Origin of the sequence: Leclercia sp. S52, from assembly GCF_039727615.1 — a bacterium.
GTDB lineage: Bacteria > Pseudomonadota > Gammaproteobacteria > Enterobacterales > Enterobacteriaceae > Enterobacter > Enterobacter adecarboxylatus_B.
The window spans coordinates 1,745,392-1,763,548 of record NZ_CP152474.1 but is presented as its reverse complement, the minus strand read 5'-3'; the positions used below and the strand labels follow the sequence as shown (position 1 = coordinate 1,763,548).

Below are 18,157 nucleotides of genomic sequence, written 5' to 3'. Positions count from 1 at the left end.
TTCCTGGAGGTTGCACTCGCTCACGTTTTTCGCGGTTGCACCTTCGAAAAGTGTTAAGCACCGCATGAAACCAGGGTTGAAAGCGGAAATCCACATCTTTTTTATGGTTAACCATCACGTAACAATCCATTCATTTTCCAGCTTGCAAACCGGGTCACATTTAACGAGGTTGCACAAAGTTGCAACATAGTGGATATTTCACGTTAACTACACTAGCGCTACTGAATCACAGGAGTTTTTGGCATGGGCATGACCACCATGGGGGTTAAGCTGGATGACGCGACCCGCGAACGGATTAAATCGGCAGCCACGCGGATCGACCGCACGCCGCACTGGTTAATTAAGCAGGCCATCTTTAACTATCTGGAAAAGCTGGAGAGCAACGACGATCTGCCAGAGCTGCCTGCCCTGCTGGCCGGTGCCGCCAATGAGAGCGACGAGCACGCCGAGGCCGTGGAGGAGATCCACCAGCCGTTCCTCGAATTTGCCGAGCAGATCCTGCCCCAGTCGGTGAGCCGCGCGGCCATTACCGCTGCGTACCGCCGCGCCGAGACCGACGCCGTGCCGATGCTGCTTGAGCAGGCGCGCCTGCCGGAGCCGATTGCCTCCCAGGCCCACAGCCTGGCGTATCAGTTGGCCGAGAAACTGCGCAGCCAGAAAACCGCCACCGGCCGTGCCGGGATGGTGCAGAGCCTGCTGCAGGAGTTCTCCCTCTCCTCGCAGGAGGGCGTGGCCCTGATGTGTCTGGCGGAAGCGCTGCTGCGTATCCCGGACAAAGCCACCCGCGACGCGCTGATCCGCGACAAAATCAGCAACGGCAACTGGCATTCGCACATTGGCCGCAGCCCGTCGCTGTTCGTTAACGCCGCCACCTGGGGCCTGCTGTTTACCGGCCGTCTGGTCTCCACCCACAACGAAGCCAGCCTCTCCCGCTCCCTGAACCGCATTATCGGCAAGAGCGGCGAGCCGCTGATCCGTAAAGGCGTGGACATGGCGATGCGCCTGATGGGCGAGCAGTTCGTGACCGGCGAGACCATCGCCGAAGCGCTGGCTAACGCCCGCAAGCTGGAAGATAAAGGCTTCCGCTACTCCTACGACATGCTGGGCGAAGCGGCACTGACCGCCGCCGACGCGCAGGCCTATCTGGTCTCTTACCAGCAGGCGATCCACGCCATCGGTAAAGCCTCGAACGGTCGCGGCATTTATGAAGGCCCGGGGATCTCCATTAAGCTCTCCGCCCTGCATCCACGCTACAGCCGCGCGCAGTACGACCGCGTGATGGAGGAGCTCTACCCGCGCCTGAAGTCCCTGACCCTGCTGGCTCGCCAGTATGACATCGGGATCAACATTGATGCCGAAGAGGCCGACCGCCTGGAGATCTCCCTCGATCTGCTGGAAAAACTCTGCTTCGAGCCGGAGCTGGCGGGCTGGAACGGGATTGGCTTTGTTATTCAGGCCTACCAGAAGCGCTGCCCGTTTGTGATTGATTACCTGATCGACCTCGCCACCCGCAGCCGTCGCCGTCTGATGATCCGTCTGGTGAAGGGCGCGTACTGGGACAGCGAGATCAAGCGCGCGCAGATGGACGGTCTGGAGGGCTATCCGGTCTACACCCGCAAGGTCTATACCGACGTCTCCTACCTCGCCTGCGCCAAAAAGCTGCTCGGCGTGCCGAACCTGATCTACCCGCAGTTCGCCACCCACAACGCCCACACCCTGGCGGCTATCTACCAGCTGGCCGGTCAGAACTACTATCCGGGCCAGTACGAGTTCCAGTGCCTGCACGGCATGGGTGAACCGCTGTACGAGCAGGTCACCGGTAAAGTGGCGGATGGCAAACTGAACCGTCCGTGCCGTATTTATGCCCCGGTCGGTACCCATGAAACCCTGCTGGCCTACCTGGTGCGTCGTCTGCTGGAGAACGGGGCCAACACCTCCTTCGTGAACCGCATCGCCGACGCCACCTTGCCGCTGGACGAGCTGGTGGCCGATCCGGTGCAGGCCGTCGAGAAAATGGCCGCCCAGGAAGGCCAGGTGGGTCTGCCGCATCCGAAAATTGCCCTGCCGCGCGAGCTGTACGGCAACGGACGCGTCAACTCCTCCGGTCTGGACCTGGCGAACGAACACCGTCTGGCGTCCCTCTCCTCGTCGCTGCTCAACAGCGCCCTGCAGAAATGGCAGGCCAAACCAATCCTCGAGCAGCCGGTGAGCAACGGCGAAATGCAGCCGGTGGTCAACCCGGCCGAGCCGAAAGATATCGTCGGCTTTGCCCGGGAAGCGACCGAACAGGAAGTGGATCTGGCCCTCGACAGCGCGGTGAACAGCGCGCCGATCTGGTTCGCTACTCCACCGCAGGAGCGTGCCGCCATTCTGGAACGCGCGGCAGTGCTGATGGAAGATCAGATGCAGCAGCTGATTGGCATTCTGGTGCGCGAGGCGGGTAAAACCTTCAACAACGCCATCGCCGAAGTGCGCGAGGCCGTTGACTTCCTGCACTACTATGCCGGTCAGGTCCGCGACGACTTTGACAACGAAACCCACCGTCCGCTGGGGCCGGTAGTCTGTATCAGCCCGTGGAACTTCCCGCTGGCGATCTTCACCGGGCAGATTGCTGCCGCCCTGGCCGCCGGTAACAGCGTGCTGGCGAAACCGGCCGAACAAACCCCGCTGATTGCCGCCCAGGGGATCAACATCCTGCTGGAAGCGGGCGTGCCGCCGGGCGTGGTGCAGCTGCTGCCGGGCCGCGGCGAGACCGTCGGTGCCAAACTGACCGCCGACAACCGCGTGCGCGGGGTGATGTTCACCGGCTCTACCGAAGTGGCCTCCCTGTTGCAACGCAATATCGCCACCCGTCTCGACGCTCAGGGCCGTCCGACCCCGCTGATTGCGGAAACCGGCGGGATGAACGCGATGATCGTCGACTCCTCGGCCCTCACCGAGCAGGTGGTGGTGGACGTGGTGGCTTCGGCCTTCGACAGCGCCGGACAGCGCTGCTCCGCCCTGCGCGTGCTCTGCCTGCAGGATGACATCGCTGACCACACCCTGAAAATGCTGCGCGGCGCGATGGGCGAATGCCGGATGGGCAACCCTGGCCGTCTGACCACCGACATCGGGCCGGTCATCGATGCCGAAGCGAAAGCCAACATCGAGAACCACATCCAGGCGATGCGCGCCAAGGGCCGCCCGGTGTTCCAGGCGGTGCGTGAGAACAGCGAAGACGCCCGCGAGTGGACCAGCGGCACCTTCGTGGCGCCAACCCTGATCGAGCTGGCAAGCTTCGACGAGCTGAAAAAAGAGGTCTTTGGCCCGGTGCTGCACGTGGTGCGCTACAACCGTAACAACCTCGATGCGCTTATCGAACAGATCAACGCCTCCGGCTACGGCCTGACGCTGGGCGTGCATACCCGTATCGACGAAACCATCGCTCAGGTGACCGGCAGCGCGAAGGTCGGCAACCTGTACGTGAACCGTAATATGGTCGGCGCGGTCGTGGGCGTACAGCCGTTCGGCGGCGAAGGGCTGTCGGGCACCGGTCCGAAAGCCGGCGGTCCAATGTACCTGTACCGCCTGCTGGCGAACCGTCCGGCGAATGCCCTCGGCGTGACCCTGGGTCGTCAGGATGCACAGTATCCGGTGGATACGCAGGTGAAAGCCGTGCTGACGCAGCCGCTGGAAGCACTGGCAGCCTGGGCAGAAAAACGCCCTGAACTGCGTGCCCTGTGCCAGCAGTATGGCGAGCTGGCGCAGGCCGGTACGCAGCGCGTGTTGCCTGGCCCGACCGGCGAGCGCAACACCTGGACCCTGATGCCGCGCGAGCGCGTGCTGTGCGTGGCGGATAACGAGCAGGATGCGCTGGTTCAGCTGGCGGCGGCGTTAGCCACCGGGTGTGAAGTGCTGTGGCCGGAAGATGGCCTGCACCGCGACCTGGCGAAGCAGCTGCCGAAGGCGGTAACCGACCGTATTCGCTTTGCGAAAGCAGATGTGCTGATCAGTCAGCCGTTTGATGCGGTGATCTACCACGGTGATTCCGACCAGCTGCGCGAGCTGTGCGAGCAGGTGGCGGCCCGTAGCGGCGCGATTGTGTCGGTGCAGGGCTTCGCCCGCGGCGAGGACAACCTCCAGCTGGAGCGTCTGTACGTGGAGCGCTCCCTCAGCGTCAACACCGCCGCCGCAGGCGGGAACGCCAGCCTGATGACCATCGGCTAAGCGTGCAATCTCTCCCCGGTGGCGCTACGCTTACCGGGGCTACCGGATTGTGCGGTCTGTGTTCCCCGGTGACGCTGCGCTTACCGGGGCTACGGGATTGTGCGGTCTGTGTTCCCCGGTGGCGCTGCGCTTACCGGGGCTGCGGGATTGTGCGGTCTGTGTTCCCCGGTGGCGCTGCGCTTACCGGGGCTACAAATGATAATCTGATTTTTTGTAGGCCGGATAAGCGAAGCGCATCCGGCTTTTTTTATGCGGAGGAGAAGATGAAACGAGCTTTGATCGCAGGTGCCGCGTTACTGCTGAGCACCAGCGCGCTGGCAGACGAGTGCACCAACGCCAGCACCCAGCTGGAGATGAACACCTGCGCCGCGCAACAATACCAGGCGGCGGATAAAACCCTGAACCAGACGTATCAGACGGCGATCAAGCGCGCCGCCGCACCCCAGCGCGATCTGTTGAAAAAAGCCCAACAGGCGTGGATCGCCCTGCGCGATGCCGACTGCGCCTTAATCGGCTCGGGCACCGAGGGCGGCTCCGTTCAGCCGATGATCGTTAACCAGTGTCTGGCCGAGAAAACCAATGAACGGGAAGCGTATCTGGCCTCGCTGATGCAGTGTGAAGAGGGCGATTTAAGCTGCCCTCTCCCGCCGGCGCATTAACGCACCCGGATCCCTTCGATAATCATCCGCTGCACGTTATCCACGGTGCTGTGAAAGAAGTCGTCATCCTTGAGCGACTTGCCGGTCACCGCCTCCACCTGGGCGGAAAAGTCGGCGTAGTGCTGGGTGGCGGCCCAAATCATAAAGATCAGATGGTGCGGATCCACCGGGGCCAGTTTCCCGGTGGCCACCCATCCGGCAATGATCGCCGACTTCTCATCCACCAGCGATTTCATATCCCCGCTCAGCACCGTTTTCAACAGCGGTGCCCCCTGCAGCATCTCCAGACAGAACAGCCGCGAGGCCTGAGGATAGTCCCGGGAGACCTCCAGCTTGAGGCGAATATACTGCTGGATCGCCACCAGCGGGGTCAGCTCTTCGCGAAACGCCTTCAGCGGCGCCAGCCAGATATCAAGGATCTGTTGCAGAACGGAAACGTACAGTGCCTCTTTCGAGGGGAAGTAGTAGAGCAGATTGGTTTTTGACACCCCCGCCAGCTCGGCCACCTGCTCCAGCCGCGTGCCGTGAATGCCAAACTGCGAAAAGGTCTCCAGCGCCGCCGAGAGGATCGCCTGTTTTTTCGCGCTCACCGCCTGCGAACGTTTACCGGTTGTTTTCACTGCGCCTTGTGCCATGGGCTCACTCCTTGTTGATCTGCTCCCAGCATAGCAAAAACCCCAGGGTGACCACGACAATCTGCACCGCCACCGCGCACGACTGCCTGCTTTGTGTGCAACTATTTTGACCAGACAGTCCACTTTTACCGCCCGCATTTCATCAACCAATCATTAACACACTAATAACATTAGCAATTTCAAAACTGGCATCGCCTTTGCAAAACAGGCTTACGCGGCTGAACAGGAGATGCAGGATGCAGCGCCACGTCTGACTTTCACCCCCATGTTGAGATGAAGAGAGGTTCGTGATGAAAATTGGCGTATTCGTTCCCATTGGCAATAACGGCTGGTTAATCTCCACCCACGCGCCGCAGTACAAACCGACCTTTGAGCTGAACAAGGCCATTGTGCAAAAAGCGGAGCACTACCACTTCGACTTTGCCCTGTCGATGATCAAGCTGCGCGGCTTCGGCGGCAAAACCGAGTTCTGGGATCACAACCTGGAGTCCTTCACCCTGATGGCCGGGCTGGCAGCGGTCACTTCGCGGATCCAGATTTACGCCACCGCCGCCACCCTCACCCTGCCTCCGGCCATCGTGGCGCGAATGGCCTCGACCATCGACACCATCTCCGGCGGCCGCTTTGGCGTCAACCTCGTCACCGGCTGGCAGAAGCCAGAGTACGAGCAGATGGGGCTCTGGCCGGGAGATGAGTATTTCTCTAAACGCTACGACTACCTCACCGAATATGTCCAGGTCCTGCGGGATCTGTGGGGCACCGGCAAAAGCGACTTCAAAGGTGAGTTCTTAACCATGGACGACTGCCGCGTCAGCCCCCAGCCGTCGGTGCCGATGAAGGTGATCTGCGCCGGGCAGAGCGACGCCGGGATGGAATTCTCGGCGAAATACGCCGACTTCAACTTCTGCTTCGGCAAAGGGGTCAACACTCCGGCGGCCTTCGCCCCTACCGCCGCGCGCATGAAGCAGGCGGCAGAGAAAACCGGGCGCGATGTTGGCTCCTACGTGCTGTTTATGGTGATTGCCGATGAAACCGACGAGGCGGCGCGGGCGAAGTGGGAGCACTACAAAGCCGGGGCCGACGAGGAAGCCCTGAGCTGGCTCAGCGAGCAGAGCCAGAAGGACACCCGCTCCGGAGCCGACACCAACGTGCGGCAGATGGCCGACCCGACCTCGGCGGTCAACATCAACATGGGCACCCTGGTGGGCTCGTATGCCAACGTGGCGCGGATGCTCGATGAGGTCGCCAGCGTGCCGGGTGCCGAAGGGGTACTTCTGACCTTCGATGACTTTATTGCCGGGATTGAAAACTTTGGCGAGCGCATCCAGCCGCTGATGAAGTGCCGCGCTCATCTTCCTGCGTTAACGAAGGAGGTGGCGTAATGACTAGCCTACCCGCACGTCCGGAAGCCATCACCTTTGACCCGCAGCACAGCGCGCTGATTGTGGTGGATATGCAGAACGCCTACGCCAGCCCAGGGGGCTATCTCGATCTGGCCGGGTTTGACGTCTCCACCACCCGGCCAGTGATCGACAATATCCGCACCGCGGTGGCCGCCGCGCGCGCCGCCGGGATCCAGATAATCTGGTTCCAGAACGGCTGGGATGAACAGTACGTGGAGGCGGGCGGCCCCGGCTCGCCCAACTTCCACAAATCCAACGCCCTGAAAACCATGCGCCAGCGCCCGGAACTGCAGGGCAAGCTGCTGGCAAAAGGCGGCTGGGATTACCAGCTGGTGAACGAGCTGGTGCCGGAGCCGGGCGACATCGTGCTGCCGAAACCGCGCTACAGCGGCTTCTTTAATACTCCGCTGGACAGCATTTTGCGCAGCCGCGGGATCCGCCATCTGATCTTCACCGGCATCGCCACCAACGTCTGCGTCGAATCGACCCTGCGCGACGGCTTTTTCCTCGAATACTTCGGCGTGGTGCTGGAAGACGCCACCCATCAGGCCGGGCCGGCGTTTGCCCAGCAGGCCGCGCTGTTCAATATCGAAACCTTTTTTGGCTGGGTTACTGATGTCGCCACCTTCTGCGACGCACTTTCCCCCGCCACCTATGCCCGTATCGCCTGAGGAGCTTAACAATGCCGAAATCTGTGATTATTCCCCCGGGCACCAGCACCCCAATTGCCCCTTTCGTTCCCGGCACCCTGGCGGACGGGGTGGTCTACGTCTCAGGCACGCTGCCGTTCGACGCTCAGAATAACGTGGTCTTTCCCGATGACCCAAAGGCGCAAACCCGCCACGTGTTGCAGACCATCCAGCGCGTTATCGAAACGGCGGGCGGGGCGATGGCGGACGTGACCTTCAACAGCATCTTTATTACCGACTGGAAAAACTACGCCGCGATTAACGAGATCTACGCCGAGTTTTTCCCCGGCGATAAACCGGCGCGGTTCTGCATTCAGTGCGGGCTGGTGAAACCCGAGGCGCTGGTGGAGATCGCCACCATCGCCCACATTGGCCGGTGAGGTTGCCATGAAACTGTCCATTTCCCCCCCGCCCTATGCGGGCGCGCCGGTGGTGGTGCTGATCGCCGGACTGGGCGGCAGCGGCAGCTACTGGCTGCCCCAGCTGGCCGACCTGGAGCAGGAGTATCAGGTGGTCTGCTATGACCAGCGCGGCACCGGCAACAACCCTGGCGATCTGCCGGAGGACTACAGTCTGGCTCAGATGGCCGAGGAGCTGTGGCAGGCGCTGGAGACCGCCGGCATTACGCACTTTAGCGTGGTCGGCCATGCGCTGGGGGCGCTGATCGGCCTGCAGCTGGCGGTGGATCGTCCCGGCGCGCTTAGCACGCTGGTGTGCGTCAACGGCTGGCTGACGCTGCATCCCCATACCCGGCGCTGTTTCCAGGTTCGCGAGCGGCTGCTGCATGCCGGCGGAGCCCAGGCCTGGGTGGAGGCCCAGCCGCTGTTTCTCTATCCCGCCGACTGGATGGCCGCCCGCCAGCCGCGTATGGAAGCCGAAGAGGCGCTGGCGCTGGCCCATTTCCAGGGCAAGACCACGCTGCTGCGCAGGCTGAATGCCCTGAAGCGGGCCGATTTCAGCCGCCTCGCACTGCGGATCCGCTGCCCGGTGCAGATTATCTGTTCCGCCGACGATCTGCTGGTGCCTGCCGTCTGTTCATCCCAGCTGCACGCCGCCCTGCCCGACAGCGTTATCACGGTGATGCCGCGCGGCGGCCACGCCTGCAACGTCACCGAGCCGGAGGTTTTCAACGCCCTGCTGCAAAACGGGCTCGCCAGCCTGCTGCACCGCCACGAACGCTTATCGAAGGAGTTGCCATGAGTGAAGCCATCACCCCGACCGCGCAGCATGCGCTGTTTACCGAAGCGCGAACGCACAACGGCTGGCTGGATCGTCCGGTCAGCGACGAGACGCTGCGCGAAATTTATGACCTCATGAAGTGGGGCCCGACCTCCGCCAACTGCTCCCCGGCGCGGATGGTGTTTATCCGCACCCCGGAAGGCAAAGAGAAGCTGCGCCCGGCGCTTTCCAGCGGCAACCTGCAAAAGACCCTCACCGCCCCGGTGACGGCCATCGTCGCCTGGGACAGCCAGTTTTACGATCGTCTGCCGGAGCTGTTCCCCCACGGCGATGCCCGGAGCTGGTTTACCGCCAGCCCGCAGCTTGCGGAGGAGACCGCCTTTCGCAACAGCACCCTGCAGGCGGCCTATCTGATTGTCGCCTGCCGGGCGCTGGGGCTCGATACCGGTCCGCTCTCCGGCTTCGACCGGGAGAAGGTCGATGCGGCCTTCTTCACCGGCAGCAACCTGAGAAGCAACCTGCTGATCAACATCGGCTACGGCGATAACAGCAAACTCTACGGGCGGCTGCCCCGTCTGAGCTTTGACGATGCCTGCGGGCTGGTTTAAGGAGCGACCATGAACATTGATAAACAAGCCTTTCGCGATGCCATGGCCTGTCTGGGGGCGGCGGTAAATATCATCACCACCGATGGCCCGGCGGGAGAGGCGGGCTTTACCGCCAGCGCGGTGTGCAGCGTTACCGACTCGCCGCCAACGCTGCTGGTGTGTCTCAATCGCGGCGCCTCGGTGTGGCCGGTGTTTAACGACAACCGCACCCTGTGCGTTAACACCCTCAGCGCCGGTCAGGAGTCGCTGTCGAATCTGTTTGGGGGCAAAACCCCGATGGCCGATCGCTTTGCCGCCGCCCGCTGGCAGACCGGGGAGACCGGCTGCCCGCGTCTGGCGGACGCCCTGGCCTCGTTCGACTGCCGGATTAGCCAGGTAGTGAGCGTCGGCACTCACGACATTCTGTTTTGCGAGATCGTTGCAATTACCCGCCACCCGGTGCCCCAGGGTCTGGTGTGGTTTGACCGCGGCTACCACGCCCTGATGCGACCCGCCTGTTAATCCTCCTTAAGGAGCAGCTGATGGCACTATTCGGTTTTCCTCACTGGCAGTTGAAATCGACCTCCTCAGAACGCGGCGTGGTCGCGCCGGATGAACGCCTCCCGCTGGCGCAAACCGCGGTGATGGGGGTGCAGCACGCGGTGGCGATGTTTGGTGCCACGGTGCTGATGCCCATTCTGATGGGGCTGGACCCTAACCTGTCGATACTGATGTCGGGGGTCGGCACCCTGCTGTTCTTTTTCATTACTGGCGGACGGGTGCCGAGCTATCTGGGCTCCAGCGCGGCCTTTGTCGGGGTGGTGATTGCCGCCACCGGCTTTAACGGTCAGGGGATCAACCCGCAGCTGAGCGTGGCCCTCGGCGGGATTATCGCCTGCGGCGCGATCTACACCCTCATCGGCCTGGTGGTAATGAAGCTCGGCACCCGCTGGATCGAACGGCTGATGCCGCCGGTGGTCACCGGGGCGGTGGTGATGGCGATTGGCCTGAACCTGGCCCCCATCGCCGTAAAAGGGGTCTCCGGCTCGGCCTTTGACAGCTGGATGGCAGTGGTGACGGTGCTGTGCATCGGCCTGGTGGCGGTGTTTACCCGGGGGATGATCCAGCGGCTGCTGATCCTGGTCGGGCTGATCCTCGCCTGCCTGATCTATGCCCTGCTGACCAGCGTCTTCGGGCTCGGCAAACCGGTCGATTTCGCCCTCGTGCAGCAGGCGGCGTGGTTCGGCCTGCCGCAGCTGACCTCACCTACCTTCAACGGCCAGGCGATGATGCTGATCGCCCCGGTGGCGGTGATTTTAGTGGCGGAAAACCTCGGCCACCTGAAAGCGGTGGCCGGGATGACCGGGCGCAATATGGACCCGTATATGGGCCGGGCCTTTGTCGGTGACGGGCTGGCGACCCTGCTTTCGGGTTCGGTGGGCGGCAGCGGCGTGACCACCTATGCCGAGAATATCGGGGTGATGGCGGTGACCAAGGTCTACTCGACGCTGGTGTTCGTGGCGGCGGCGGTGATTGCCATGCTGCTCGGCTTTTCACCTAAATTTGGCGCGCTGATCCACACCATCCCGGCGGCGGTGATTGGCGGAGCGTCGATTGTGGTGTTTGGTCTGATTGCGGTGGCCGGGGCGCGGATCTGGGTGCAGAACCGGGTCGATCTGAGTCAGAACGGCAACCTGATTATGGTCGCCGTGACCCTGGTGCTGGGGGCGGGTGATTTTGCCCTCTCCCTCGGCGGCTTTACCCTGGGCGGGATCGGTACCGCCACCTTTGGCGCGATTGCGCTTAACGCCCTGCTCAGCCGCCGGATGGCGGGGGTGACACAGGGCGGCGAAGTCATGACTCAGGAGCCTTGATCCAGCGTGGCGCTGTCGGCCTCCGCCAGCGCCTTTTTCTTCCTTTTCAGCTTTAGCTCGCTCACCAGCACGCCGGCGATAATAAAGGCGGCGCCCACCAGGGCGAGGAGCGGCAGGCGCTCCCCGGCCAGACGGCCAAAAATCCCCGCCCACACCGGCTCCCCGGTATAGATCACCGTTGCCCGGGTTGGCGAGACGCTGCGCTGGGCCCAGTTCATCGTCACCTGAATGATGGCGCTGAAAATCCCCAGACCAAGGGCGACAATTACTAACCCCGAGGAAAGCGGCGGCACGGACTCCCCGGCCGGGATCATGGCCAGAAACGCCACCAGCGAGGCGGTCGCCAGCTGCACGACGGTGACGCGCTTGACGTCCACCTTGCCGGCCCAGGCGCTGATCAAAATAATCTCTGCGGCTATCGCCACCGCACCCACCAGGGTAATTATCTCCCCCTTTCCGAGCGCCAGCAGGTTATCGTCCGGCCCCGCCAGCAGGATCAGGCCGATAAAAGCCAGAACAATGCCGATGCAGGACATCATGCCCGGCATGCGGCGCAGGCAGAGCCACTGCAGCAGGGGCACCAGCGGAACATACATGGCGGTGATGAACGCCGACTTACTGCTGGGAATGCTTTGTAACCCCCAGGTTTGCAGGCTATAGCCCATTGCGATCGACACGCCAATCGCCAGCCCGGCTTTCAGCTCGGTCATGGTCAGGCCAGGGAGGGTTTTCAGGGAGATGATGGCCACCGCGATGGCCGCCGTGGCGAAACGCAGGCCGACGAAGAAAAAGGGATCGCTGAGCGTGACGGCGTACTGTACGGCAAGAAAGGTCCCGCCCCAGAACATAGTGATAAGGATCAGGATCGCTTCCTGCGGTTTGATCGAAAAGGCATAACGGGAGGAGGACATGAGGCACCAGCACAAAGAGTCAATCCGCTAGTGTGGAAGGAATTTGATAACCCTTCAACAACAAACACAAAAAAACCGCCGGGGAGCCCGGCGGCGGGGGGGTGCCAGTGGTCATGAGACCCATACTTCAGTCGGCTGCAACTTAACTGCTCTTGTTGCCGCCATGGCTATTTTTGCCCCCTTTTTTGCCAGCTTCGGATGCGCGTTGAGGGTCGTTCTTGAAGTTCCCCCCGCTTTGCTGGCCACCTTTACGTCCTGCTTCTGATGCTCTTTCACGGTCTTCTGCAAAATTACCTGACCCACCACGATGGTTTGCCATGTCGGACCTCCAGAGTTAAAAAAACATAAGACTTAATACTGCATTCAGTGAAAGCGAATTCTTCCACCTGACGACGCTAAAAAAGTGCCTTTATCTGCGCCGCGTGAACCTAAGCTTAGTGGAGTATGAGCATACATCCAGCTAACCGTAATATCCTGCAATACGATATCAGCCTTTCGTATGATGCTCGTCGAAACGAAACCATAAGCCTTTCTTATCATTCCAGAAATTCACAATAGCAAAAATGTGTCATTTTGCTACGAAAGAAGAGCCATCCGCTTTTTTGTTTAAAATCAAATAAATGGTGTCCAGATTTGCAGTCTCGCTGTCACGTCATATCTTTAAATGAGTGCAGCATGCCGCTGCCTTAAAAATCATGCGAGGAGTGAAGCGAAATGACGAAAATTCTGGTGCTCTACTATTCCATGTACGGACACATCGAAACCATGGCTCATGCAGTGGCGGACGGCGCCAGGAAAGTCGAGGGGGTTGAGGTGGTGATCAAACGCGTACCGGAGACCATGCAGGCAGAAGCCTTTGCCAAAGCCGGGGGAAAAGCGCAGAGCGCGCCGGAAGCCTCCCCGCAGGAGCTGGGTGATTACGACGCTATCATTTTTGGTACCCCGACGCGCTTTGGCAACATGGCCGGGCAGATGCGTACCTTCCTCGACCAGACGGGCGGACTGTGGGTGAAGAATGCCTTACACGGCAAAATCGCCAGCGTGTTCAGCTCCACCGGTACCGGCGGCGGGCAGGAACAGACCATCACCTCCACCTGGACCACCCTTGCCCATCATGGGATGGTGATTGTGCCGATCGGCTACGGTACGCCGGAGCTGTTTGATATTTCTCAGACGCGCGGCGGTACGCCGTATGGGGCGACGACCATTGCCGGTGGCGACGGCTCGCGCCAGCCGTCGGAAGCGGAACTGAACATTGCCCGCTATCAGGGCGAATATGTCGCCGGTCTGGCTGCTAAACTGAAAGCTTAACTCTCAACAGGAGGATGACTATGCCAACACAAGAAGCTAAAGCACATCGCGTCGGGGAATTTGCGCGTTTACGTAATACGTCACCGGAGATCGCCGAGGCGATTTTTGAAGTCGCGAAATATGACGAAAAACTGGCAGAGAAAATCTGGGAAGAAGGCAGCGATGAAGTGCTGGTGCTAGCCTTCGATAAAACCGACAAAGACTCGCTGTTCTGGGGCGAGCAGACCATCGAGCGCAAAAACGTCTGATTGTTTTCCCCCTCTCCCTTGAAGGAGAGGGCTGGGGTGAGGGGGATACCCCGCACCCCATCCTTCATGTTATTTCGCCGCCGTATTCAATACCGTATTAAAGGTCTCCACCGGGCAGAACCCGTCCGCATCTACCGGACAGCCGTTCAGCTCCAGCGTGACCCGCTGCGCCGGGGCTTTTAACGTCAGCACCTGAGCATTACGCAGCTGCTCCGTACTCTGATAGACATACTCAATTTTCATCAAATCACGGTTGCCGGTCTTATCATGCCAGCGCTGGAAGACGATCTTGCCGCCAATCGGCGTGCGCTCGTACTGACCGGGCAGCTGATAAGGTTTGAAGTCGAGGGCTTTCAGCAGCGAGGCGATGTTAGAGTCATGCCCCACCAGCAGGGTGACCTTAGGCGCTTTCGCCTGGCCGGTGACCAGCGCGTTGTCGATGTACTTCACCAGCGGTTTCGCCACGTTTCGCGCCACTTCCGCCGAGGTGAACAGCGAGTCCTGATAGCCGTTTTTCAGCTGGGACAGCACCCGCCACTGCTGGTCGGTTTTGATCTCCCCCCCAGGCCACCTGATCCAGCGGGAAGCCTTCGTAATATTGCAGAGTAAAAGCATCCACCAGCGAGTTACCCACCTTCAGCGGGCCGGAGACGCCGGGCTCCTTCTGGTACTCGGCGCTGTAAGTGTCTTTCGCGTCGGTCAGGGAGCAGACCTGTTTCTCTTTGCAGGACGGCGAATCCTTATAGTCGGTCATCTGTTCCAGCAGCTTATAACTCTCTTCAAGCTTCATCCCCTGGCGCTCGTTGTTCATCGCCTGCAGGGCTTTCTCACGGAACTCAGGAGAGTTGTCGGTGATCACCGGATTAAAGGTCGGGTCCATAGTGCCCATCTGCTCCTGATGGTGCACCGGCACATCGCAGCCCGGGAACGCCCCGGTGATGAAGAACTGCGCCGTCGCCACCGTGCGCTGCAGGCTGTTGGCGTAGGCAAAGACGCTGTTCGCCGTCGGGCACTCCCCGGCGGTCACTACGCCCTCCTCCGCCAGCCATTCGCGCATGTAGTGGCCCATATAGACCTCCAGCACGCCGCCTTTGGTGGTAAGCTGCCCGCCCGGCACATCCCACTCCGGCCATTTTTCCGGGGTCGACTGCTCCAACACGCTGCCGTTGTTGGCCAGCGGCGCGCGCAGGTTATGACGGCTCATGATCAGAACCTGTTCCAGCTGATACCCTTCCGGCGCGGTTTGCGCCTGGACGCCGCAGGACAGACCGATGCTGCCCGCCACGGCGACAGCGATTAGTGCTTTTCTCATCCCTAATTCCTCACTCTGTTTTATCGTCGTAAACAGTGTGACAGATTTGTGACGGATTACCTGGAGCCCACCCGCAAAGTGACGGCTTACTTTGTGTGTGAAGGCGAATTGGTTTTATAATAAAACTCACCGCTGATAAGGAGCCCCCCCGTGAAACGTACCCGCCTGGAAGAGAGTACCTGCCCTGTTGCCCGCTCGCTGGATATTATCGGCGACTGGTGGTCACTGCTGATCGTGCGCGATGCCCTGCGCGGGGTGACGCGTTTTGGCGAGTTTCAGAAGAGCCTCGGTATTGCGAAAAATATGCTGGCGACCCGGCTGAAACTGCTGGTAGACGAAGGGATCCTGGTGCTACAACCCGCTTCCGACGGCAGCGCGTGGCAGGAGTATGTCCTGACGGAAAAGGGGCGCGCCCTGCAAACCGTGCTGTTGGCGCTCTCCCAGTGGGGAAATGCGCATCTGTTTGCCGAAGGAGATGTCGGGACGGTGATGGTGGATGCCCGGGATCGGAAGCCGCTGCGCAAGCTGGCGATGGTAGCGAGTGACGGACGGGAGCTGGGGCCGGAGGAGGTCGTGGCGAAATATCCGGCGGCAAAGGGGTGATGGCGCCCCGCCCCGTTTTACTCACAGCGAGGCGATTTAACCGTTTCGGATCCTGCCATCAATACCCGGCTGCGGTTTTCCAAACAGATAGCCTTGTGCGAGATCGCAGCCCAGTGCCTGAAGGCTTTCCAGCTGTTCCAGCGTTTCAACCCCTTCTGCGACCGTTTTCATATTCAGGGACTTCGCCATGCCGGTGATGAGTTTGATGATCGTCAGGGCGTCATCCTGCACCGATATCGAATGGACAAAAGACTTGTCTATTTTGATTTTATCGAAGGCCAGCTTACTCAGCCGCGAAAGCGAGGAGTAACCCGTACCAAAATCGTCGATGGAGATCCTCACGCCCAGGGCTCTGAGCTTGTTAAGCGTATTCATCGGCGTGCTGTTATCGGTAAAGAGAGAAGACTCCGTTACTTCCAGTTCAAGACGCTCGGCCTGAAGCCCCGTCTCTTTCAGAATGGATAACACGATCCCGGCAAAGACGTTGCTGCTGAGCTGGACAGGCGAGACATTGACTGAAATTTTTGCCGGAATTGCCCAGGACGCCGCTTCCCGACAGGCCATTTCCAGCACCGATTTCCCCATCTCGTTAATCATTCCTGTTTTTTCAGCAACCGGAATAAAGCTATCCGGCGCCAGGAGGCCCTTCAGAGGATGTATCCAGCGAATAAGGGCTTCATAGCTGTAAATTTCCTGACTGAACGAATCGACAATCGGCTGGTAATAGACCACGAACTCTTTGTTCACTAACGCCATGGCCATATCATGTTCAAGGGTTCTGCTTTCCTGCAGCTTATCTAACATGCTTTGGCGGAAAACTTTGATCTGACCGGAGCCCTCTTTTTTAGCCTCATACAGGGCCAGATCGGCAAATTTATAGAGATAGTCGGCGCGGCGTTCCGTCTCTGAAATAACAATACCGACACAGGTGGCGATGTTGATAATCGTATTATCGATCGTGTAGGGCTGGTTGATGGAATCACATATTTTTTGCGCGCGCGAAACCGCACTGCTCTCAGTCAGGCCACTTGAGAGAAACGCAAACTCATCCCCACCTAAGCGATAAAGCGTTTCTGACGTCAGGCTCATCGACACCAGGCGCTGGGCTATCTGGCGTAATAACCTGTCACCGGTATCATGACCCCAGCTGTCATTGACATCCTTGAATCGATCTAAATCAAATAACATCACTGCCACAGAATTATTATTTTTTTCGGCCGTCTCGGTTATTTTCTTTAAATTATCCCAGAAAAACTGGCGGTTATTCATCCCGGTCAGCGAGTCGTGGTAAACGTCATATTCCAGCTGGGCATTCTGGATTTGCAGTTTTTCTTTCGACGTCTGCAGCTCTTCCGCAAGGCTCGTCACCTGCAGATGCGCCTTCTGAATATTTCTGTTCTGATAGAAGATCAGCGCACCCAATATGGCGCTGAGTATTATTAACAGGACAGAAGTCGCTGAATATATATAGTACAGCGTTTGAATTTTGAGGTTCGCGCCACTGATCGAGTTAACATCCTTATCTAATGCACCGGATGAAAGACGGCTGAGGGGCGCATCGAGCGTATGCATTGTTTTCAGGTAGGTCTCGAGCTCTGAACGGTTCATTTTCTCAAGATGAACATCCAGATATTTAAGCATCGTTTCAAGCTGCTGAGCCAGTTCACGATGCGCTTTATTACTTTCAATATAACGGCCTAAATCGCCCTCTTTCGTTAAATCACTCTGGCTGAGCATAATGTCGAGACGCAGGCGCACATCATCGATCGACAGCGTGTCATCGATAGTGTAAAGACCCAGCACGGATTCCAGTCGGTAATATTCTGATACCAACTGTGCAGCAGACCATGAATCAGTGTAGTGGGTCAGCTTCTGTAACTCTTGTTGCCTTTCATGTACAAGGAAAGAAATGTATCCAGTCGAGATAAAAAGGAAAAAAATAATGCCCGCCAGTATCCTGTTCATGATCCTCTCCTGACCGCCTATTCAATCGTCATTTTGCTGACCTGCCATGCGGACCTTGAATAGAAAATCTGGTTATTCAGCTCAGGCATGCTGTCATAAGGATACACGATGAACAGGGGCCCTTTATCACGGATGCGCATATACTCCCCGTCGATTTTGAAGGCCAGGATGACGTTGTATTTTTTGAAATCATTGAGAGGGATGACGGTGGTATAGTCATTGAGCGCGGTGACCTTAACGACAGTGCCTTTCGCGCCGACATAATCCATGAGCTTCTGCACCGGAACGCCCGTAAAGGTAGGACGCCCATTATACCAGGGAGAGGTGGTCTTGAAGCTGACCATACCCAGTTTCTCAAGGCCGGCGATATCAAAAACGGCTTTCCCGTCTTCGTTTGTATTTTGAATATTACCGGACAGGGTTAAAAGGACTTTACCGGCAGGTTTGGAAAGTTCGCCAGCCCAGGCCTGGGTGGCTACCACAAAGCTTAACAACATGACAATCAAGCGCATTCTAACCTCTCCATTCCATCAAACGTAAAGAAGTATAATTTAGTTATTATGCTATTAATATAT

17 protein-coding genes and 1 pseudogene are annotated in these 18,157 nt (G+C 59.2%); 12 read left to right on the top strand and 6 right to left on the bottom strand.

All coding sequences use genetic code 11. The annotated features are described in order from the left end of the window. Window positions 1-243 precede the first annotated feature (243 nt). Both putA and AAHB66_RS08320 read left to right on the top strand, forming a co-directional pair. Window positions 244-4,206: a trifunctional transcriptional regulator/proline dehydrogenase/L-glutamate gamma-semialdehyde dehydrogenase gene (gene putA, locus AAHB66_RS08325; RefSeq protein WP_347115851.1), complete on the top strand. Its 3,963-nt coding sequence runs from the start codon at window positions 244-246 to the stop codon at window positions 4,204-4,206. A gap of 263 nt (window positions 4,207-4,469) precedes the next feature. Continuing rightward, a complete protein-coding gene (locus AAHB66_RS08320; RefSeq protein ID WP_347115850.1) occupies window positions 4,470-4,865 on the top strand; it encodes a lysozyme inhibitor LprI family protein in 396 nt (131 codons plus the stop codon). On the opposite strand, the gene rutR is transcribed toward AAHB66_RS08320, so the two are convergent. Next, window positions 4,862-5,500, bottom strand: coding sequence for an HTH-type transcriptional regulator RutR (rutR, locus tag AAHB66_RS08315; RefSeq protein WP_347115849.1), 639 nt, complete (start codon window positions 5,498-5,500; stop codon window positions 4,862-4,864). The two genes, AAHB66_RS08320 and rutR, sit on opposite strands and share 4 nt — an antisense overlap. 290 nt (window positions 5,501-5,790) lie before the next feature. Between rutR and rutA the strand changes: the two genes are divergently transcribed. The 7 genes from rutA to rutG are packed head-to-tail and all read left to right on the top strand — an operon-like array spanning window position 5,791 to window position 11,232. Continuing rightward, window positions 5,791-6,882, top strand: coding sequence for a pyrimidine utilization protein A (gene rutA, locus AAHB66_RS08310; protein WP_347115848.1), 1,092 nt, complete (start codon window positions 5,791-5,793; stop codon window positions 6,880-6,882). Beyond that, complete coding sequence (gene rutB, locus AAHB66_RS08305) at window positions 6,882-7,574, top strand: pyrimidine utilization protein B (RefSeq protein WP_347115847.1); 693 nt, start codon at window positions 6,882-6,884, stop codon at window positions 7,572-7,574. Before rutA ends, rutB begins: the two co-directional genes overlap by 1 nt. Before the next feature lie 11 nt (window positions 7,575-7,585). Next, window positions 7,586-7,972: a pyrimidine utilization protein C gene (gene rutC, locus AAHB66_RS08300; RefSeq protein ID WP_347115846.1), complete on the top strand. Its 387-nt coding sequence runs from the start codon at window positions 7,586-7,588 to the stop codon at window positions 7,970-7,972. Window positions 7,973-7,979: 7 nt separating this feature from the next. Beyond that, on the top strand, window positions 7,980-8,792 hold the full coding sequence (gene rutD / locus AAHB66_RS08295; protein WP_347115845.1) for a pyrimidine utilization protein D: 813 nt from the start codon (window positions 7,980-7,982) through the stop codon (window positions 8,790-8,792). Continuing rightward, window positions 8,789-9,379, top strand: coding sequence for a malonic semialdehyde reductase (locus tag AAHB66_RS08290; RefSeq protein WP_347115844.1), 591 nt, complete (start codon window positions 8,789-8,791; stop codon window positions 9,377-9,379). Before rutD ends, AAHB66_RS08290 begins: the two co-directional genes overlap by 4 nt. A 9-nt stretch (window positions 9,380-9,388) precedes the next feature. Then, the gene (gene rutF, locus AAHB66_RS08285; RefSeq protein ID WP_347115843.1) at window positions 9,389-9,880 is read left to right on the top strand and encodes an NADH-dependent FMN reductase RutF; all 492 of its coding nucleotides are present in this window, start codon (window positions 9,389-9,391) and stop codon (window positions 9,878-9,880) included. Between the two features lie 20 nt (window positions 9,881-9,900). Beyond that, a complete protein-coding gene (gene rutG, locus AAHB66_RS08280) occupies window positions 9,901-11,232 on the top strand; it encodes a pyrimidine utilization transport protein G (protein ID WP_347115842.1) in 1,332 nt (443 codons plus the stop codon). On the opposite strand, the gene AAHB66_RS08275 is transcribed toward rutG, so the two are convergent. Continuing rightward, window positions 11,220-12,143: a DMT family transporter gene (locus AAHB66_RS08275; RefSeq protein WP_347115841.1), complete on the bottom strand. Its 924-nt coding sequence runs from the start codon at window positions 12,141-12,143 to the stop codon at window positions 11,220-11,222. The two genes, rutG and AAHB66_RS08275, sit on opposite strands and share 13 nt — an antisense overlap. Before the next feature lie 142 nt (window positions 12,144-12,285). Then, window positions 12,286-12,462 (bottom strand): general stress protein, encoded by a 177-nt coding sequence (locus AAHB66_RS08270; RefSeq protein ID WP_032617468.1) that lies wholly within the window; start codon window positions 12,460-12,462, stop codon window positions 12,286-12,288. A gap of 395 nt (window positions 12,463-12,857) precedes the next feature. Here AAHB66_RS08270 and wrbA point away from each other — a divergent pair, with 395 nt between their 5' ends. Both wrbA and AAHB66_RS08260 read left to right on the top strand, forming a co-directional pair. Continuing rightward, on the top strand, window positions 12,858-13,454 hold the full coding sequence (gene wrbA / locus AAHB66_RS08265) for an NAD(P)H:quinone oxidoreductase (RefSeq protein WP_347115840.1): 597 nt from the start codon (window positions 12,858-12,860) through the stop codon (window positions 13,452-13,454). Window positions 13,455-13,474: 20 nt separating this feature from the next. Further along, window positions 13,475-13,702: a YccJ family protein gene (locus AAHB66_RS08260; protein WP_333850187.1), complete on the top strand. Its 228-nt coding sequence runs from the start codon at window positions 13,475-13,477 to the stop codon at window positions 13,700-13,702. A gap of 69 nt (window positions 13,703-13,771) precedes the next feature. On the opposite strand, the pseudogene agp reads toward AAHB66_RS08260, so the two are convergent. Beyond that, a pseudogene (agp, locus tag AAHB66_RS08255) lies at window positions 13,772-15,014 on the bottom strand (bifunctional glucose-1-phosphatase/inositol phosphatase). Between the two features lie 150 nt (window positions 15,015-15,164). On the opposite strand from agp, the gene AAHB66_RS08250 reads away from it, so the two are divergent. Continuing rightward, a complete protein-coding gene (locus AAHB66_RS08250) occupies window positions 15,165-15,617 on the top strand; it encodes a helix-turn-helix domain-containing protein (RefSeq protein WP_347115839.1) in 453 nt (150 codons plus the stop codon). A 36-nt stretch (window positions 15,618-15,653) separates the two neighbouring features. Here AAHB66_RS08250 and AAHB66_RS08245 read toward each other — a convergent pair whose 3' ends face one another. Both AAHB66_RS08245 and AAHB66_RS08240 read right to left on the bottom strand, forming a co-directional pair. Beyond that, window positions 15,654-17,582 (bottom strand): EAL domain-containing protein, encoded by a 1,929-nt coding sequence (locus AAHB66_RS08245; protein ID WP_347115838.1) that lies wholly within the window; start codon window positions 17,580-17,582, stop codon window positions 15,654-15,656. A gap of 17 nt (window positions 17,583-17,599) precedes the next feature. Then, complete coding sequence (locus AAHB66_RS08240) at window positions 17,600-18,094, bottom strand: molybdopterin-dependent oxidoreductase (protein WP_347115837.1); 495 nt, start codon at window positions 18,092-18,094, stop codon at window positions 17,600-17,602. Window positions 18,095-18,157: the final 63 nt, after the last annotated feature.

What these genes read in the sequence shown, in the direction of transcription:
- putA (WP_347115851.1), top strand. Translation starts at nt 244, where the DNA reads ATGGGCATGACCACCATGGGGGTTAAGCTGGATGACGCGACCCGCGAA.
- AAHB66_RS08320 (WP_347115850.1), top strand. Translation starts at nt 4,470, where the DNA reads ATGAAACGAGCTTTGATCGCAGGTGCCGCGTTACTGCTGAGCACCAGC.
- rutR (WP_347115849.1), bottom strand. Translation starts at nt 5,500, where the DNA reads ATGGCACAAGGCGCAGTGAAAACAACCGGTAAACGTTCGCAGGCGGTG.
- rutA (WP_347115848.1), top strand. Translation starts at nt 5,791, where the DNA reads ATGAAAATTGGCGTATTCGTTCCCATTGGCAATAACGGCTGGTTAATC.
- rutB (WP_347115847.1), top strand. Translation starts at nt 6,882, where the DNA reads ATGACTAGCCTACCCGCACGTCCGGAAGCCATCACCTTTGACCCGCAG.
- rutC (WP_347115846.1), top strand. Translation starts at nt 7,586, where the DNA reads ATGCCGAAATCTGTGATTATTCCCCCGGGCACCAGCACCCCAATTGCC.
- rutD (WP_347115845.1), top strand. Translation starts at nt 7,980, where the DNA reads ATGAAACTGTCCATTTCCCCCCCGCCCTATGCGGGCGCGCCGGTGGTG.
- AAHB66_RS08290 (WP_347115844.1), top strand. Translation starts at nt 8,789, where the DNA reads ATGAGTGAAGCCATCACCCCGACCGCGCAGCATGCGCTGTTTACCGAA.
- rutF (WP_347115843.1), top strand. Translation starts at nt 9,389, where the DNA reads ATGAACATTGATAAACAAGCCTTTCGCGATGCCATGGCCTGTCTGGGG.
- rutG (WP_347115842.1), top strand. Translation starts at nt 9,901, where the DNA reads ATGGCACTATTCGGTTTTCCTCACTGGCAGTTGAAATCGACCTCCTCA.
- AAHB66_RS08275 (WP_347115841.1), bottom strand. Translation starts at nt 12,143, where the DNA reads ATGTCCTCCTCCCGTTATGCCTTTTCGATCAAACCGCAGGAAGCGATC.
- AAHB66_RS08270 (WP_032617468.1), bottom strand. Translation starts at nt 12,462, where the DNA reads ATGGCAAACCATCGTGGTGGGTCAGGTAATTTTGCAGAAGACCGTGAA.
- wrbA (WP_347115840.1), top strand. Translation starts at nt 12,858, where the DNA reads ATGACGAAAATTCTGGTGCTCTACTATTCCATGTACGGACACATCGAA.
- AAHB66_RS08260 (WP_333850187.1), top strand. Translation starts at nt 13,475, where the DNA reads ATGCCAACACAAGAAGCTAAAGCACATCGCGTCGGGGAATTTGCGCGT.
- AAHB66_RS08245 (WP_347115838.1), bottom strand. Translation starts at nt 17,582, where the DNA reads ATGAACAGGATACTGGCGGGCATTATTTTTTTCCTTTTTATCTCGACT.
- AAHB66_RS08240 (WP_347115837.1), bottom strand. Translation starts at nt 18,094, where the DNA reads ATGCGCTTGATTGTCATGTTGTTAAGCTTTGTGGTAGCCACCCAGGCC.